This is a genomic window from Pseudomonadota bacterium, assembly GCA_036141575.1.
GTDB lineage: Bacteria > Pseudomonadota > Alphaproteobacteria > UBA2136 > JAPKEQ01 > JAPKEQ01.
On sequence record JAYZXF010000018.1, the window covers coordinates 50,520 to 67,178 of the forward strand.

General features: G+C 43.4%; 16 protein-coding genes. 14 read left to right on the forward strand and 2 right to left on the reverse strand.

The window, feature by feature from the left end; all coding sequences use genetic code 11:
- Nucleotides 1-171 precede the first annotated feature (171 nt).
- From VX730_09400 to msrA, 12 genes are all read left to right on the forward strand, one after another.
- Nucleotides 172-1,863, forward strand: coding sequence for a heparinase II/III family protein (locus tag VX730_09400; protein ID MEC9292603.1), 1,692 nt, complete (start codon nucleotides 172-174; stop codon nucleotides 1,861-1,863).
- A 4-nt stretch (nucleotides 1,864-1,867) separates the two neighbouring features.
- Nucleotides 1,868-2,887, forward strand: a complete 1,020-nt coding sequence (locus tag VX730_09405) for a hypothetical protein (GenBank protein MEC9292604.1) — start codon at nucleotides 1,868-1,870, stop codon at nucleotides 2,885-2,887.
- 3 nt (nucleotides 2,888-2,890) lie between these two features.
- Nucleotides 2,891-4,186: a glycosyltransferase family 4 protein gene (locus tag VX730_09410; protein ID MEC9292605.1), complete on the forward strand. Its 1,296-nt coding sequence runs from the start codon at nucleotides 2,891-2,893 to the stop codon at nucleotides 4,184-4,186.
- Nucleotides 4,176-5,045: an NAD(P)H-binding protein gene (locus VX730_09415; protein ID MEC9292606.1), complete on the forward strand. Its 870-nt coding sequence runs from the start codon at nucleotides 4,176-4,178 to the stop codon at nucleotides 5,043-5,045. Before VX730_09410 ends, VX730_09415 begins: the two co-directional genes overlap by 11 nt.
- A complete protein-coding gene (locus tag VX730_09420) occupies nucleotides 5,042-6,031 on the forward strand; it encodes a glycosyltransferase family 4 protein (protein ID MEC9292607.1) in 990 nt (329 codons plus the stop codon). The genes VX730_09415 and VX730_09420 overlap by 4 nt, the downstream gene beginning before the upstream one ends.
- Nucleotides 6,031-7,896, forward strand: a complete 1,866-nt coding sequence (locus tag VX730_09425; protein ID MEC9292608.1) for a nucleoside-diphosphate sugar epimerase/dehydratase — start codon at nucleotides 6,031-6,033, stop codon at nucleotides 7,894-7,896. Before VX730_09420 ends, VX730_09425 begins: the two co-directional genes overlap by 1 nt.
- Nucleotides 7,897-7,907: 11 nt before the next feature.
- Nucleotides 7,908-8,825: a UTP--glucose-1-phosphate uridylyltransferase GalU gene (gene galU / locus VX730_09430; protein ID MEC9292609.1), complete on the forward strand. Its 918-nt coding sequence runs from the start codon at nucleotides 7,908-7,910 to the stop codon at nucleotides 8,823-8,825.
- Between the two features lie 16 nt (nucleotides 8,826-8,841).
- Entirely contained in the window at nucleotides 8,842-10,146 is a 1,305-nt protein-coding gene (locus VX730_09435) for a UDP-glucose/GDP-mannose dehydrogenase family protein (GenBank protein MEC9292610.1), read from the forward strand.
- A gap of 12 nt (nucleotides 10,147-10,158) precedes the next feature.
- Nucleotides 10,159-11,160: a GDP-mannose 4,6-dehydratase gene (locus tag VX730_09440; GenBank protein MEC9292611.1), complete on the forward strand. Its 1,002-nt coding sequence runs from the start codon at nucleotides 10,159-10,161 to the stop codon at nucleotides 11,158-11,160.
- 6 nt (nucleotides 11,161-11,166) lie between these two features.
- Nucleotides 11,167-11,802 carry an endonuclease III gene (nth, locus tag VX730_09445; GenBank protein MEC9292612.1) on the forward strand — a complete coding sequence of 212 codons (636 nt, stop codon included), beginning with the start codon at nucleotides 11,167-11,169 and terminating at the stop codon, nucleotides 11,800-11,802.
- Nucleotides 11,803-11,919: 117 nt separating this feature from the next.
- Entirely contained in the window at nucleotides 11,920-12,363 is a 444-nt protein-coding gene (gene msrB, locus VX730_09450) for a peptide-methionine (R)-S-oxide reductase MsrB (protein ID MEC9292613.1), read from the forward strand.
- A gap of 56 nt (nucleotides 12,364-12,419) precedes the next feature.
- Nucleotides 12,420-12,947, forward strand: coding sequence for a peptide-methionine (S)-S-oxide reductase MsrA (gene msrA, locus VX730_09455; GenBank protein MEC9292614.1), 528 nt, complete (start codon nucleotides 12,420-12,422; stop codon nucleotides 12,945-12,947).
- Here the strand turns inward: msrA and VX730_09460 are convergent, their stop codons facing one another.
- Nucleotides 12,948-14,411 carry an ABC transporter substrate-binding protein gene (locus VX730_09460; GenBank protein MEC9292615.1) on the reverse strand — a complete coding sequence of 488 codons (1,464 nt, stop codon included), beginning with the start codon at nucleotides 14,409-14,411 and terminating at the stop codon, nucleotides 12,948-12,950. It abuts the gene before it with no gap.
- Between the two features lie 83 nt (nucleotides 14,412-14,494).
- On the opposite strand from VX730_09460, the gene VX730_09465 reads away from it, so the two are divergent.
- The gene (locus VX730_09465; protein ID MEC9292616.1) at nucleotides 14,495-15,475 is read left to right on the forward strand and encodes a LysM peptidoglycan-binding domain-containing protein; all 981 of its coding nucleotides are present in this window, start codon (nucleotides 14,495-14,497) and stop codon (nucleotides 15,473-15,475) included.
- 6 nt (nucleotides 15,476-15,481) lie between these two features.
- Nucleotides 15,482-15,898: a GFA family protein gene (locus tag VX730_09470; GenBank protein ID MEC9292617.1), complete on the forward strand. Its 417-nt coding sequence runs from the start codon at nucleotides 15,482-15,484 to the stop codon at nucleotides 15,896-15,898.
- Nucleotides 15,899-15,959: 61 nt separating this feature from the next.
- On the opposite strand, the gene VX730_09475 is transcribed toward VX730_09470, so the two are convergent.
- On the reverse strand, nucleotides 15,960-16,659 hold a 700-nt coding region (locus VX730_09475; GenBank protein ID MEC9292618.1), incomplete at its 5' end, for a S1 RNA-binding domain-containing protein.

Sequence of the window (16,659 nt, forward strand, 5' to 3'; positions counted from 1 at the left end):
AAGCCGGCTGCTAAAAAGCCGGCTGCTAAAAAGGCACCAACTAAGAAAACAACGAAAAAATAAGTTGTTTGATCTTTAAGGAAAGGGTGCTGTGCGCACCCTTTCTTTTTTCCTGTGAATACAGTGTGGAAAACACTTGGGATTTAGATCTGTTTAAGCTAAAGTGAGCCCATGCAACGCGTTAAAAATATAGGTCCATTTTTAAGGACAATTCGTTATGTGCCACCAAGTAATTTGGTGCGTCGCATTGTACGACGAGTGAAGTCTTCTTATTACACAACACCAGCATTTTCATTGTTTGAAAAGGTGCATAATCCAGTAGATAGCTTGATGCTTAGCCCACCAGCTTTATGGAAGGGTGACGCTAAGAAGGGGGCTCTTGTTGCTGAAAATCAGTTTAGCTATGTAGGGCGTGATGTGAACTTTGGTACACAGATTGATTGGTTCCCAAAGCAGGTTTCAGCGTTGTGGATGTTTCATTTACACTATCATGATGACCTTGCAGATTTTGCTGCAATGAAGAGTAAAGGTGTTGAGCCTGCTGTAAACTATATCCGTAGTTGGATTGACGAGTGTGGTGGCTACCATAAAACAGCTTGGCACCCATACCCAATGTCTTTGCGTTTGGTGAACTGGTTTACTTACTACGATTCTTTTGAAAAAGGTATGGATGACGAGTTAAGAGCTGACTTTTGGGAATGTGTTTCTTGGCAGGTTGAGCTCCTAAAACGTTCTCTTGAAACAGACATTGGTGGAAACCACCTCATTAAAAATATTAAAGCGCTTATCTATGCCGGCCTTTGCTTGAAAGGGCATCAATCAGACTATCTAGATGCCATGGCGCTTCTTCTTCAAGAAATTAAAATTCAAGTGCTGCCAGATGGTGGTCACTATGAGCGTAGCCCTCACTATCATGCAATTGTTTTGAAAGACCTTCTTGATATCCATGCGCTTGTTCTAAAAGCAGGTCAAACACCTCCGCATGAATTAGATGCTGCCATTGATGCTATGGCTGAAGCACTTGCCTTTATGGTTTACCCGGATGGGCACCTCGGATTGTTTAATGATAGCGTTTTAGGAAATGCTAAAGATATTACAGCAATCATGAAGCGCACTGGTGTGAAGAACACGAAGAATGCACAGTTAGCTGAAACAGGTTATGTGCGTTTGAATCGTAAAAAGACATTCTTGTTTATGGATGCGGGGCTATGTTGCCCTGATAGTTTACCTGGTCATGCTCATGCAGATATGCTGTCTTTTGAGCTTTCAATTGGTGGCGAACGTGTGATTGTGAACCAAGGCACATACGGCTATCAACATAAAAACCGTAATCAAATGCGCGGTACTCAGGCGCATTCAACGCTTTGCTATGATAAGCAGGATAGCGCTGAGGTATGGCATGTGTTTAGGCTTGGTCGACGCCCGCGTAAAGTGGAGGCTCTTCTAAAAGAAGAAACAGGAACAGGTATTGGTGTAGATGCCTCTCATGATGGTTATAGGCATCTTGGCCTAACGCATCATCGACGTATTTTTATGTCAGAAGATGGTTTGGACATTCGTGGTGAGGATACGCTTATTTCTAAGCGTAACAAAAATGGTGAAAAGAGTGCGACTATTCATTTCCATTTATCACCTCATGTGCATGTGCAGCAGCGCAATGAAAAAGAAATTGAGATCCAGACAAAAGATAACGGTAAGATTTCATTTAAAGTGCAAGGTGCACGTTTGTATGATGCGCAAAGTGTTTACGCTCCGCAGTTTGGTGAAAAAGAGCTTTCACGACAGATTGTGCTAAGTGTTCCTGTTAAAGGAAAAGAAACAACGGTAAGATGGGCACTTAAAGTGCTGAAAAATGGAAGGTAGAGGCATGAAGCGCCCTGAAAATAAATCGTTTATTATTATTGGTGGAATGCTCGTGGCTTGGGTTATTTTTATTGCGATTGGTCTTGCGATGCGCCCAGAGAAAGCAAACCCTGTTGCTGAAATTCTCGCACAATTTGAAGCGGCTCAAAAAGCACTACAAAATGAAGATTTGAGAACACTGAAGGCGCTTGCGGATATGAACGCGATTGCCTCAAGTGTTGCTTCAGATATTGTAGATATTCCAGATGAACAGTCAGCAATGGGCTCTGCTATTGTTGATAATGTTGCAAAATCTCTTCTTTCTGAGTTTGAAACATTGATGAAAGATCAAGCTGGTGAGGCGCCTGCACCTCATACTGTGTTGGGGCAGGTGTATTTGAGTCTAGTCGGTTCAAACTCTGCACAAATGCATTTAAAGGGTGTTTCTGTGACAGATGTTGTCGAAAGTTCAGCGCTTATGACCATGACATGGCAGCGTGATGATGTCAGCCTAACCTTCCCTCTTTCTATGGAGATGTTTGTGAAGGATGATCTATGGACATTTGGTACTGTAAGGGGGTTGGAAGAAGCTTTTGAGATGATTAATGAGCGCCAAGACGCTTTACTCGAAGCAAAAAATAAGAAAATTTTAGATGCGCTTAAAAATACTGTTGCACTCGATCGAGCTGAAATTTCTACAGCAATTTCTACAGAAGAAGGTGGCGCGCCACGCGTGATGTTGTTTATGGCTGTGAAGAATATTTCAGAGAAAGATATTAAAACATACCATGCAACAGTTTCTATTGCTGATAATGAAGGAACTATTTTAAAGGCATTTGACCTTTCAGATACAGACACGTTTGTATCTGGTAAGCTTACAGAAAAGTCATGGCCAATCTTTTTGGATATTGATGATGATTTTGAAAAACAAATTTTAATTAAGCCTGCAGAAGAACTTTCTATTAGTTTAAATGTGAATGAAGTGACTTACGCTGATGGAGAGGTTCTTATGCCTCTTTCTAAAGGTGAGAGACAAGGAGAATAAGCCGTGAAAATATGGTTGATTTGTCAATTTTTTGGACCTGAACCAGGGGCACCTTCTGCACGCCTTGGTGGGTTTGCAAGTTTTTGGAATCGTTCTGACCAGAATGTAACAGTTCTTACAAGTATGCCAAATCATCCGTACGGTAAAGTGTATGGGGAGTATAAGGACAAAGGCTTCTTCCACGAGGAAAATATTGATGGTGTTTCTGTTAAGCGCCATAGCTATTATATGACAGCCAATGAAGGGATTGTGTTGAAGGCGCTTTCTCAATTGATGTTTGCTTTTGTAGTTCTGTTCAAAAACTTGTTTGCTGCGCAACAAGAGCGTCCAGATGTGATTGTAGTGAGCTCGCCTTCTTTCTTTGTTGCTATTACGGCATGGATTCTTTCTAAGCGCTATAAAGTGCCATTTGTTTTTGAGGTGCGTGATATTTGGCCAGGTATCTTCTTGGAGCTTGGCGTTCTGAAACGCGGTTTCTTGTATAACCTGTTAGAGAAAATAGAGCTGTTTCTATACCGTCGTGCTGCAGCAATTGTGACAGTAACACGTGGCTTTGGTCAGGATATGATTAACCGCGGCATTGATGGCAGTAAGATCTTTATTATTACAAATGGTGTGAGTGAGCATGATATTGCACGTGCTTCTGACCCTGAGCTAGATAACAAAGTTGCAAAGCTTAAAACGGATTTACAAATTAATCCACTTAGCAAAGTTATCCTTTATATTGGTAACCATGGTGTATCTCAAGCCCTAGGGCAGGTGGTTGATGCGGCGCGTATTTTAATGGCGCGCACAGATTTTGTATTCGTATTTGTAGGTGAGGGTGGTGATAAAGACCGTTTGAAACGCATTGCCACAGGTATGCCAAACATTCAATTTTACCCTTCTCAGCCAAAAGATAAAGTTTGGGAGTTTTACCACCTTGCTTATGCGTGCCTTGTACCGCTGAAGGACATTAAAGGCTTTGATACTTTCATCCCTTCTAAAATGTTTGAGGTTATGGCAAGTGGAACACCTGTACTTGGGTGTGTACGTGGTGAAGCTGCACAAATTATGGAAGATAGTGGCGCCGCTGTTGTGCTTCCACCAGAAGAACCTGAAAAACTTGCACAAGCAATTATGAACCTTGTTGATGACGCGTCTTATGCAGAGCGCCTTTCTGCTGCTGGGCCTGAGTTTGTGAAGAAGAAGTACAGTCACGCTCTACTTGCTGGTCAATACCTCAATATTCTTCAGCAGGTGACAGGTCAAAAAGAAGCTCCTAAAGAAGAGACTGTAAAGGAGCAAAATGTCGGCTAAACGTGTCCTCCTGATTGGAGCAACAGGTTTTACAGGGCGAAGGCTTTATCATACATTGAAAGACAAGGCTGATGTGATATGTTTTGTACGTCAAACTTCTGATGTCTCTAGCCTTGGCTCTGACGTTAAACTGGTTTACGGAGACCTCTCTGATATTGATGCTTTAAAAGCAGCAATGCACGATATGGAAGAGCTTATTTATGCTGCGCCTTTAGAGGGTGGCCATGGTGAAAATGCTGTTCAGGCAGCAGAAGCATCAGGAATTGGACGTGCCATCTTTATTTCTACAACAGGTATCCTAACAACGCTTGATCCAGAGCTGAAAGAGAAACGTCTTGCTGTTGAAAAAGCCATTCAAGACTCAAGCCTGTCATGGACAATTATTCGACCAACTATGATTTACGGCCGTGCTGGAGATAGAAACATGGAACGCCTTGTGAGATGGTTGAAGAAATATCCAGTGTTCTTTATGCCGGGGGGCGGTAAGTGTTTGCAGCAACCTGTTCATGTTGATGATCTGGTTGATGGTATTATGAGGGCTTGGTCTAAAAAGATTGCGCGTAAGAAAATCTATACGATGAGTGGTAAAGAATCAGAACCACTGGTTGATGTTGTAAAGACCATTGCAGGAAAACTTCATAGAAAAGTGTGGGCGATTTCTGTCCCGATTATGCCTTTTGTTTTAATGTTGCGCTTTTATGAACGCTTCACTTACAATTCAAAGCTAAAAGCTGATCAAATTCAAAGGCTCAGCGAAGATAAAGCCTTTGATCATGACTTGGCAAAAGAAGACCTTGGGTTTAAACCCCGCACATTTGCAGAGGGAATAGATATTTTAATAAAAGAGCTCGCAGTATGATTGATTTTGCATTGGTATTTGGAAGTTTCTTGCTTACGGCCCTGCTTATGGGGCGTGTAATTGCATGGAGCAAATCTTTTGGACTTATTGATGAGGTGAACAAACGTTCTTCTCATAAAGAGCCAACGCCAAGGGGGGGTGGTATTATTATTGTGCTGATGACACTTCTTGCAGGTATTGTTTATACAGGTTATTTAATGAAATCAGCAGATGGAGCAGTGCCTTGGTTTCTTATTGCTCTGTTAGGTGGAGGCGCTCTTGTTGCTTTTGTTGGTTTGATGGATGATAAGCACGGTCTTTCAGCGAAGGTTCGTCTTTTGTCACAGGTTGTAGCTGTTGCGCCTGTTGTTTATTTTTTACCTCATATTATGACGTTTATGCCGGTATGGGCAGATAAAGCAATTTTCTTCTTCCTGTGGATTTGGTTTATTAACCTGTACAACTTTATGGATGGTATTGATGGTTTAGCTGGTGCTCAAGCAGTCTTTCTTGGCGCTGCTATGAGCCTGTTTAGCCCGTTCTTTAAACCTATTGCTCTTGTAATTGCTGGAAGCTCAATGGGATTCTTACGTGTAAATGTTTCTGTAAAACGCCCAGCTAAAATCTTTATGGGTGATGTGGGCAGTACGTTTCTTGGCTATATGTTTGCAGGGCTTATTTTTTATTCTGCAACATGGGATACGCTTCTGGCGTTCCTTGCGTTAACACTTGTGTTTAGTGGGGATGCAACATTTACACTTATTAAACGCCTGATGCAGGGCAAAAAGCCTTGGCATGCACATAAAGAACACTTTTATCAGCGTGCCGTTCATAATGTTGGGATGAGCCATACAGATGTGGTCGTGAAAGCAACCTTTGTAAACACAGCCCTTCTTGTTGCTGTTATGGTTGGTCTGGTTTCTGGTTTTGGTCCTTGGGTCTTTGTTGTAGGTCTTGCGATTGTGGCATACCCTGCACACCGTATTTCTAAGTTGGAAGGAAAATAATGCGCGGCCTTATTACTCTTTTTTATGATGCGATCATTGGTGGTGCTGCGCTTTATCTTGCACTTCTTTTACGCTTTGGTGGAGAAATCCCAGCAACGTCAGAGGCACCACTCTACGCTGTGCCTTATGCCATTATTTGCCTAATTACTTTTGGTCTTTTAGGGATGCAGCGCCGCATGTGGCGTTATACCTCTACATCAGATGCAGTTGCACTTTCATATGCGGTTGCACTTTCTATTATGGTTACAGCGAGCCTTATGTTTACAGTGACGCGCCTTGAGCATTTCCCGCGTACAGCTTTTCCAATTCTATTGATGTTGCATGTGGCTCTTTCTATGTTTCCGCGTTTTATTTACAAGCGCATGTCTGAGAAAAAGTCAGGTGTTAAGCGCACAGGTCAAAAACCTAAAAATGCCCTTGTGATTGGTACAGGCGGTGCGGCGGATCTCTTTTTGAAAGATGTACAGAGACAAAGTTCAGCTTCTTATAAAATTCTCGGTATTCTTGATGATGATAAAGGGAAGCAAAACCGCCTCATGCACGGTGTGCGTATTCTAGGTGCTGTTGCTCAGCTTGAAGCTGTTCTTAATAAGCTGGACAAATCTCGTCGCCGTATTGATATGCTTATTCTCTCTGAGCCAGGTCTTACATTGAATAAAACGATTTTGGAAGTCGCTCAGGATAAATCTCTTCTCGTTAAACGTCTGCCAAGTTTGCAGGATATGCAAGACGGTGAAAAACTGTCTAACTTGAAGCCTGTAATGATTGAAGATCTGTTGCGTCGTAAACCTGTGCAATTGGATGATGCGGCTCTTGAATCTTTTGTGGCTGGTAAACGTGTGTTGATTACAGGTGCTGGTGGGTCTATTGGTTCTGAAATTTGTAGACAAATTGCAATGAGAAACCCTCAGCATATTACTTTATTAGACCACTCAGAGTATGCCCTTTACGGCATTGATATGGAGCTGTCACGTAAGTTTCCTGAAGTGAAGAAGTCACCTGTTCTTGCAAATGTTCGTGAACGCACAATACTTGGCGATGTTTTTAAAGAAGGTCAGTTTGATGTGGTTTTCCATGCAGCGGCCTATAAGCATGTGCCACTTGTTGAAGCCAATGCGATTTCTGGCGTAGCTACTAATATGATTGGTACCAGCCATGTTGCAGACCTTTGTGCTGAGAATGGTGTAGAAAGCATGGTGATTATTAGTACAGATAAAGCCGTGAACCCAACCAATGTGATGGGGGCAACAAAACGTGCCGCTGAGCTGTACTGCCAGAACCATGAAGGCAAAACAAATTATGTGACGGTTCGTTTTGGTAATGTACTTGGATCGACAGGGTCTGTGGTGCCGCTTTTCCAAAAGCAAATCCGTGAAGGTGGGCCAGTAACAATCACGCATAAAGATATGACACGTTACTTTATGACGATTCCTGAAGCTGTTCAGCTTGTTATTCAGGCAGCAGCCCTTGAAATTAAAGAACAGAACCCTATTTATATGCTGAACATGGGTGACCCTGTTCGTATTTACGACCTCGCTGAAGACATGATTCGTTTGAGTGGTCTTGAGGTTGGTCGTGATATTGAGATTAAAGAGGTGGGGCTGCGCCCAGGTGAAAAGCTATTTGAAGAGTTAAGTTACGATAGTGAAACTATGGTAAAAACTGCCCATAAAGATATTTTCTGTGTAAACCCTGTGTCACTTGACACGAAAGTGGTTAAGGCGCAGTGTGAAGCTGTAAAGAAGGCTTGTGAAATTGGTGATGTACAAGGTGCTGTAGATGGTATTATGGCGCTTGTAGAAGAATATACACCAGCGGAAAATAGCCCTTATTACAAACCGCAAAATGAAACAAAAGCTTCTTAAGGAGAAGTACGATGGCAAAAGTTAGAAAAGCAGTTATTCCAGTAGCGGGTTGGGGAACACGTTTCCTTCCTGCGACAAAGGCAATGCCAAAAGAGATGCTGACAGTTGTCGATAAACCTGTTGTGCAATACGCCCTAGAAGAGGCGAGAGCTGCAGGTATTGAAGAATTTATTTTTGTAACGGGTCGCGGTAAGCAAACCATTGAAAACCACTTTGATCGCTCTTTTGAGCTAGAAGAGGTGCTTGAAGCAAAAGGCCGTACAGAAGACCTTGAGCTTCTTAAGGACATCACACCTCCTGAAGGCTGTGTAATGTACACGCGTCAGGCGCGTCGCCGCGGTTTAGGCCATGCGGTTCTTTGTGCGCGTAGTGCAGTTGGTGATGAGCCGTTTGCAGTGCTTCTGCCTGATGACATTGTGTTTGGTTATAACAACCGTGTGCCTCTGAAAGAAATGGTTGAAACATTTGAAGAGCATGAAAAATCAGTTGTGCTTTGCATGGAAGTGGCTAAAGAAAACACAACGCGCTACGGTATCCTAGATACGGGTGGTGCTGTGCCACAAAGTGATGTGCTTCCTGTGCAAGGTTTTGTTGAGAAGCCTTCTATGGAAGAAGCGCCATCGAACATGGCCGTTATGGGGCGTTACGTATTTACTCCTGAAGTTTGGGACCTACTAGAAAAGACAGAAGCAGGGGCTGGTGGTGAAATTCAGCTGACTGATGCGATGGAAACGCTTGCCAAAGAACAAGGTTTTATGGGACAAGTGCTCGACGGTATTCGTCTGGACTGTGGTGACCGCCCAGGGTTTGTCAAAGCAAACATTTTTATGGCGTTGAACCATCCAGAGCTTAAAGGCGAAATTGCAGAGTTTATTAAAGAACTTGATATCGATAATCCTCAGGCATCAAGCCTTGAGAAGGTAAAGTAAAAGGTAAACCTTTCAAATGAAAATAGCATTTATTGGAACAGGCTACGTTGGCCTGGTGAGTGGGACGTGTTTTTCTGAGCTTGGCTTTGATGTGACATGCCTAGATGTGGATCAAAAGAAAATTGATGATCTAAATAATAATGGCAAAATTCCAATTTATGAACCGGGCCTTGAAGAGCTAGTGAAAAAGAACACGGCTGCCGGTCGTCTTTCTTTCAGTACATCGTACGCAGATGTGATTCCTCAGGCGGATGTTGTTTTTATTGCTGTAGGAACACCTCAAGATGAAGACGGTTCTGCTGACCTGAAATATGTAGAAGCTTGTGCACGCCAAATGGCGCCACACTTTAACGGCTACACAGTTGTAGTAGATAAATCAACGGTGCCAGTTGGTACGGCACAGAGTGTGCAAAAGTGGATTTCATCTGAAAACCCACATGCTGAGTTTGATGTTGTGAGTAACCCTGAATTCCTTCGTGAAGGCCATGCTGTTGGTGACTTTATGGATGGCGACCGTGTGGTTGTTGGCGCACAGAGTGAAAAAGCTCTGGGTGTGATGCGTGAACTCTACAAACCACTTGTGGCACGCGGTGTAAAACTGTTTGAAACCAATGCTCCAACAGCTGAAATGATTAAGTACGCTGCTAATGCTTTCCTTGCGATGAAAATTACATTTATTAACGAAGTTGCAGCGCTTAGCGAAGCTTGTGGTGCTGATGTGATGGATGTAGCAGATGGTATTGGTATGGATAACCGTATTGGTCGTGCCTTCCTAAACCCAGGACCTGGCTATGGTGGCTCTTGCTTCCCGAAAGATACCAATGCCTTTGCAAAAATTGGTAAGGATTATAACGAACCTCAAACGCTGATTGAAACCGTGATTGAAGCCAATGTGCGTATTAAAGAGCGTATGGCTGAGAAGGTTGTGAATGCAATGGGCGGTAATATACAGGGTAAAACTATCGGTGTGCTTGGTCTTGCGTTTAAGGCAGATACAGATGACATGCGCGATGCACCATCTCTTACAATTCTTCCAATCCTCAATGAGCTTGGTGCCAAGGTAAAAGCTTTTGATCCTGAAGCGATGGAAGAAGCCGCACCGAAGATGCCATTTATTGATATGCAAGACAGCGCTGAAGCCGTGTTTGATGGTACAGACGCTGTGCTTGTTCTCACGGAGTGGGCAGAATTTAGAGACCTGAGCTGGAATACGCTTGGGAGCGGAATGGCTGGCAATACATGTGTTGACCTTCGCAACATTCTAGATGCAACAGCGATGCGTGAAGCAGGCTGGGCATACACATGTATTGGACAGAAATAAGGAGCAACTCTTATGAAAACGATTCTTGTAACAGGTGCAGCAGGCTTTATTGGCTACGGTGTATCTAAAAAATTCCTTGCAGAAGGTTGGAAAGTTGTCGGTATTGATTGTGTAAATGATTACTACGACACATCTCTGAAGTATGCTCGACTTGCGGAGTTGGAATCACAAGAACACTTTACGTTTCATAAAGTAGACCTGGCTAAAAAGGGTGCCTTTGATGATATTTTGACTGATGAAAAACCATCTCGTGTGGTACATCTTGCAGCTCAGCCAGGGGTGCGTTACTCGCTTGAAAACCCATTTGCTTACATTGAAAGTAACGTTATGGGGCATATGCGTGTGCTTGAGGCGTGCCGTCATTATGTTGCAGGTGGTGCCGAAGATTTCCACCTTCTTTACGCATCGTCATCTTCAGTGTATGGCGGTAACGATAAAGTGCCTTACGCAGAATCTGATCCTGTAGATCATCCACAGAGTCTTTACGCTGCAACAAAGAAAGCTGATGAGCTATTTAGCGACTGCTATGCACATCTTTACAAGATACCAATGAGTGGTCTACGCTTCTTTACTGTTTACGGCCCTTGGGGACGTCCAGATATGAGCCCAATGCTCTTTGCATCAGCCATTGCAGAAGGTCGCCCAATTAACGTATTTAACTACGGTGAAATGTGGCGTGACTTTACGTACATTGATGACATTGTAGAAGGTATTTACCGTCTAAGTGATGTGGTGCCAACAGGTGACCTTCCTCATGAAGTTTACAATATTGGTAACAACACGCCTGTAACGCTCAAAGAATATATTGAGACGATGGAAAAGGTGATGGGTGCGGGGGCTGAGTGGAACCTCATGCCAATGCAGCCGGGTGATGTTCTGAAGACTTATGCTGATACAGATAAGATTTTTGCGGCAACAGGTTGGAAGCCTGATACGCCGCTAGAAAAAGGTCTTCAGGCCTTTGCGGACTGGTTCAAAAAATGGCATGCTGAGTCGTCAGGGAAATCAGCTTAGGTTGCCATGAATAAAGAAATTCGCTACCAGATTTTCAAAACTCTCCATGATCTAAATCCGGAGCCAGAAGGCGAGCTGGATTATGTTAACCTTTATACTTTACTTGTGGCCGTTGTGCTGAGTGCACAGGCCACAGATGTAGGGGTAAACAAAGCGACAAAAGAGCTCTTTAAGCTTGTTACCACGCCTGAAGAAATGGTGGCACTTGGTGAAGAAGAGCTCATCTCTCATATCAAAACAATTGGTCTTTATAAGGCTAAAGCAAAGAACACCATTAAGCTCTCTGAAATGCTGATTGAAAAGCACGGCAGTGAAGTACCTAATGATCAAAAAGCTCTAGAAGCTTTGCCTGGCGTTGGTCGTAAAACAGCAAACGTTGTGCGCAATATTGGTTTTGGTGTGCCAACCATTGCGGTTGATACTCACGTGTTTCGTCTAAGCAATCGTACAGGTATTGCGAAAGCACCAACGGTAGAAAAAGTAGAAGAACGGCTCAATAAAGTGGTACCAAAAGAGTTTCTTCTTCACGCGCATCATTGGTTAATTCTACACGGGCGTTATATTTGTACTGCCCGAAAACCTAAGTGTTCTGAGTGCCCAATTGAGCATCTATGTGAATATAAAGAAAAAGTCTTTTCTTAAAATCTCTGTAACCTTTGCGGTTCTTCTTCCGAATATCTATTGTAAGAAAAGGTTATGAAACAGGAGAACACCGTGAAAACACTTCATAAAAGTCGAAGGTATTTTTTAGGAGCAGCAGTGCTTGCGCTGGTGGCTCCAAGAATTATATTTGCCGTGACAAAAGAAGAGAAGGAGAAATGGGCATTGAGTAGAGATGAGTGGAAAGAGCGTCTCACGGATGAGCAGTATTATGTTCTTCGTAGAGAGGGGACTGAGCGTCCTTGGACAAGCAAGTTTAATGATGAAAAACGTGAAGGTATCTATCACTGCGCAGGTTGTGATTTAGCACTGTTTAAGTCAGAACATAAATATGATAGCGGCACAGGTTGGCCAAGCTTCTTTGATACAATTGAAGGAGCGGTAGAAACCAAGCTAGATTTTAAGTTGGTGTATCCTCGTAAAGAATACCACTGTACAAGATGTGGCGGCCACCAGGGACATGTCTTTAAAGATGGTCCAGAGCCAACGGGCCTTAGATATTGTAACAATGGCGTGGCACTCACGTTTAAGGCGAAAGGGTAACCCACGTGAAAAAAGTATTCCTATTAACTGCAGCATTACTATGGGGAGGTGATCTCATGGCAGAAACAAAAACAGCAATTTATGCCGGCGGATGTTTTTGGTGTATTGAAAAAGACTTTGAAAAACTAGACGGCGTTATTGATGTGGTGTCTGGTTATAGTGGCGGCTCAAAAGAAGACGCAACTTATGAGTTGGTTTCAGCAAAAAAGACCAAGCATTATGAAGTGGTGCAAGTGACCTATGATGCTGAAAAAGTATCTTATAAAGAGCTTACAGATTACTTTTGGCACCATGTGGATCCACTAGATGGTAGCGGTCAATTTTGTGACAAAGGTGAGCAGTACACAAGCGCTGTGTTTTACGGCAATGATGAAGAAAAGCACATTGCTGAAGAGCTTAAGGCATCTTATGAAAAAGACCTGTTTGGAACTGGTGCTGTGAAAACAAAAATTATGCCTGCAAAGCCATTTTACTTAGCGGAAGAGTACCATCAGGATTACTACAAAAAGAACCCTGTACGTTACAACTATTACCGTTGGGCTTGTGGCCGAGATCAGCGTGTAAATGAGGTTTGGAAAAAGTAATTATTTAACCAAATCATCTAATGGATATCCTCCATCAGAAGGAATGTTGTACTCGGTAATTCTTTCTGATGTGAGGGCCTTGTGAGAGGCGCGCCAAAGCGGAACATAAATGAGGTCTTGTGCAGTAATGCGCTGGACCTCTTTTGCTAGGTTGTCATGTCTTTCACCTTTAGGTGTTGTGGCAAGCGTATCGAGCAAATAGTCCACTGTAGTATTCCTGTAAAATCCTCTGTTTAAGCCTTTTGGTGGTATCATTTCTGAGTGGTAAACACTGTTTAAAAAGTCTGTATCAAAGGCACCAACCCAAGTCAGAATATACATTTCTGTGGCACCCTTTTTAACGTTTTCATAGAACGTACCCCATTCAGTACTTTGAATGTTGAGCTGAATGTAAGCGCTTTTTAATTGGTCTTGAATCACTTGTGCGAGTTTATGCACAAAAGCATTGTTTGTGATTGAGAGTGTGATGTGAAGTGGTTTTTCAGCACTGTAACCAAGGTCTGTCATCATCAGTTGTGCGCGCTCTAAATTATGCTGTGGCGGGTGGACATTAAACACAGATTGGTGCGTTGGCATCAGTACGCTGAGAGCAGGGGCAGCGTCACCTTTAAGAAGGGCAGAAACCAGTGCATCACGATTCAATGCATAAGCAACAGCTTTACGAATTTTAAGCGTGTTGGTTGGCGTGTTTTTTACGTTGAATCCAATGTAACTATATGACTCTGAAGGTGCAGAAAAGCCTGTGAACCCTTTGTTTTGACCATGATTAAATAGTTCTGGAGACATATCGCCGTGGGCAATATCAATGTCGCCTTTTTGTAGTGCCATGAGGCGCACATCTGGAGATTGGATTGTGCTAAAGAGAGCTGTTTTTCCAGAAGTATGAGCGAGTTCTATGCTGTTTAGGTGGTTTACATTTTTAATGCGCCAATCACCAAGGCCTTGCGGTGTACCATCGGCCATTTTAATCAGTGGGGCAGTAAGCACTTTTGCTCGGTAAGGGTCGTCCATGTTGACGTAAAAACGCAGAGTGTTTTCATCTTGTTTTTCAACTTTAATGAGGCCCTCAGTTAGGGATGTATAAGGGTACAAGTTGGTTTGAAGGTCAGTGTAAACAGCTATAACATCCTCAGCGTTCAAAGGAGCTTCGTTATGCCATTTTGCATTTTTGGGGAGGGTGACTTCAAATCCGTAATCTGTTTCTTTGATATGTTCTGCAACATCCGCTTGAATGTGAAAAGCCTTATCAAAACGGCCAAGAGCAGGGGTGATATGTTGTAAAAGGCGTACTGCTGAAGCGTCAGTTGCTTTGAAGGGGTGCAAGGTGCGAGGTGCTGTTTGTACAGCGATGCGAATATCAGCCGTTTTTGCCTGTGTTTTTTCGTCTAGAACCCATATTGATAGGCCCCAAAGTGCGCCCCAAAGCACACATATTTTTAAAAATGCTGATAAATATCGCTTCATGCTTGTGTTTACTTTACCTTTCCCTCGATTTCCGTCATAGTATCAGGTGTATAACGTTATAAAAATAAAAATTGAGAACGGTCATGGCAAAACAGCATAAATTTTTGTGGGTCGCTGCGCTTAGCGTAACATCTGGTCTGATGACGACCACTGCGCACGCGGGGTGGGTCTCAAACTGGTATGAGAGCATTAACCGTGCCTACACTTTCCGTACTGACCAAAAGGAAAATGTAACACCTGATCGTCCTTACAATCCTCAAGAAGTTTACGTTCCACATTATGATGAATCTATGGCTAAACAGTGGTCTCAGCACTATGCAGGCCGTGAAATGAAAGCTGTGAAAGGTATGGATGGGTCAACACGTGTGATGCGCCCAACTGGCCGTTCGTACGATATGGATCATGACAACATTAAGACGCCTTATCGTTACAAACCTCAACCACAAGTTGCTTACAACGAAACACCTTCTGGTTACCAAATGACAGAGCGCCGTGATTACATCAACTGGCACCAAGATCAAATGGGTGGCCGTGCACAGATTTACGTGGGTGAGCCGGGTAGCACACCTTGGCATAACAAGGCCAGCAGCGGCCGCCTAGGTATCAAGACACAAATTGGTGATGCAACAAACAACTGGCGCGATGAGCCGGGTCACCTTCGTTTTGATGCACGCCCAGGTGACTTTGATTACAAGCCACATGGTACGAAGTACCATGACCGTATGGTAGATGCAACACGCCTTGGCCACCAGCGTGGTGGTGTTGATGTTGCGCGCTCTTCTGGTTACACAGAGTTTGGTACAATGCAATCTGGTAGAGATCGTTACACGGTTGAAAATGGTGATACGCTTTCTGGTATTTCTAGCAAGCCAAAGATCTATAATGACTGGAAACTATGGCCGCTGATTCATGATGCAAACCGTGGTCAAATTAAAGATCCTGATTTCATTACACCAGGTCAAAACCTAGCGATTGAGCGTGGTCATTCTCAAGCACAAAAAGCAGATGCACGCCGCCGTGCAACAGCAAAGACAGCGCCACACGTTTTCACTGATATGCAGTAATGCATTATGAGTGTTTGTTCTGGTAAATGTCTCTGCGGGTCTGTTGAGTTTAAAGCAAAAGATCCTGATTTTCATTTTGGTGCCTGCCACTGTTCTATGTGTACGACATGGGGTGGCGGGCCTTTTTTGGCTGTGGAATGCAATAATGGTTTAGAAATTAAGGGTGAAGAGTTTATTTCAACTTACAACTCCTCAGAGTGGGCAAATCGCGCGTTCTGTAAGAGTTGCGGAACGCACTTGTATTACCATTTGATACCCAAGGATATGTTCATTGTTTCTTTAGGTATGATGCGTCCAGAGGCGTCTTCTGATGTGAAATTTGATCACCAGATCTTTATTGATGAGAAGCCAGCTTATTATAACTTTGCAGATGAAACCGAATGTCAAACAGGTGCTGAGGTTTTTGCTGAAGCTGGCGCATAGCATTTAAGTTTACACACATATAAAAAGCCCCGCTCTTGCGGGGCTTTTAAGTATCTATAACTTACGCGCTACGACGAGGGCGGCGGCCGCCTTTGCCATCACGACGGTCGTCACGCTTAGGACGATCGCCTTCTGGGCGAGATGTACCACCAGCTGCTTCAACTTCTTCAAGTTTAGCAGTTACGTCAGCGTCAGACTGCTCGATACCTTTCATAGAAAGACGGCACTTACCGTTATCTTCTACGCTTAGGCATTTCACAGTGATTGTTTGACCTTCTTTAAGAACATCTTCTACACGGCCAAGACGCACATTTGCAATTTCACTGATGTGAAGAAGTGCTTCAGAGTTTGGAAGAACCTTCACAAACGCACCGAAGTCAGCAATACGTGTAATTGGACCTGTGTAAGTTTCGCCAGCTTCAGGAACTGCAACGATGCCTTGGATCTCTTCTACACATGCTTTAAGTGCTGCACGGTTAGAAGAAGCAACTGTTACTGTACCATCGTCAGATACGTCAATTGAGCAACCTGTGCGTTCGATCAGTTCACGGATGACTTTACCACCAGTACCGATCACGTCACGGATCTTCTCTTTATCGATCTTGAAGCTTTCAAGCGCTGGAGCGTGCTCGTTTACTTCTGTACGGCTATCTGTAATCGCTTTCGCCATCTTACCTAGGATATGTAGACGACCATCACGTGCTTGGTTAAGCGCAACATCCATGATGTCTTTCGTGATAGATGTAATCTTAATATCCATT

What these genes read in the sequence shown, in the direction of transcription:
- VX730_09400 (MEC9292603.1), top strand. Translation starts at nt 172, where the DNA reads ATGCAACGCGTTAAAAATATAGGTCCATTTTTAAGGACAATTCGTTAT.
- VX730_09405 (MEC9292604.1), top strand. Translation starts at nt 1,868, where the DNA reads ATGAAGCGCCCTGAAAATAAATCGTTTATTATTATTGGTGGAATGCTC.
- VX730_09415 (MEC9292606.1), top strand. Translation starts at nt 4,176, where the DNA reads ATGTCGGCTAAACGTGTCCTCCTGATTGGAGCAACAGGTTTTACAGGG.
- VX730_09420 (MEC9292607.1), top strand. Translation starts at nt 5,042, where the DNA reads ATGATTGATTTTGCATTGGTATTTGGAAGTTTCTTGCTTACGGCCCTG.
- VX730_09425 (MEC9292608.1), top strand. Translation starts at nt 6,031, where the DNA reads ATGCGCGGCCTTATTACTCTTTTTTATGATGCGATCATTGGTGGTGCT.
- galU (MEC9292609.1), top strand. Translation starts at nt 7,908, where the DNA reads ATGGCAAAAGTTAGAAAAGCAGTTATTCCAGTAGCGGGTTGGGGAACA.
- VX730_09435 (MEC9292610.1), top strand. Translation starts at nt 8,842, where the DNA reads ATGAAAATAGCATTTATTGGAACAGGCTACGTTGGCCTGGTGAGTGGG.
- VX730_09440 (MEC9292611.1), top strand. Translation starts at nt 10,159, where the DNA reads ATGAAAACGATTCTTGTAACAGGTGCAGCAGGCTTTATTGGCTACGGT.
- nth (MEC9292612.1), top strand. Translation starts at nt 11,167, where the DNA reads ATGAATAAAGAAATTCGCTACCAGATTTTCAAAACTCTCCATGATCTA.
- msrA (MEC9292614.1), top strand. Translation starts at nt 12,420, where the DNA reads ATGGCAGAAACAAAAACAGCAATTTATGCCGGCGGATGTTTTTGGTGT.
- VX730_09460 (MEC9292615.1), bottom strand. Translation starts at nt 14,411, where the DNA reads ATGAAGCGATATTTATCAGCATTTTTAAAAATATGTGTGCTTTGGGGC.
- VX730_09465 (MEC9292616.1), top strand. Translation starts at nt 14,495, where the DNA reads ATGGCAAAACAGCATAAATTTTTGTGGGTCGCTGCGCTTAGCGTAACA.
- VX730_09470 (MEC9292617.1), top strand. Translation starts at nt 15,482, where the DNA reads ATGAGTGTTTGTTCTGGTAAATGTCTCTGCGGGTCTGTTGAGTTTAAA.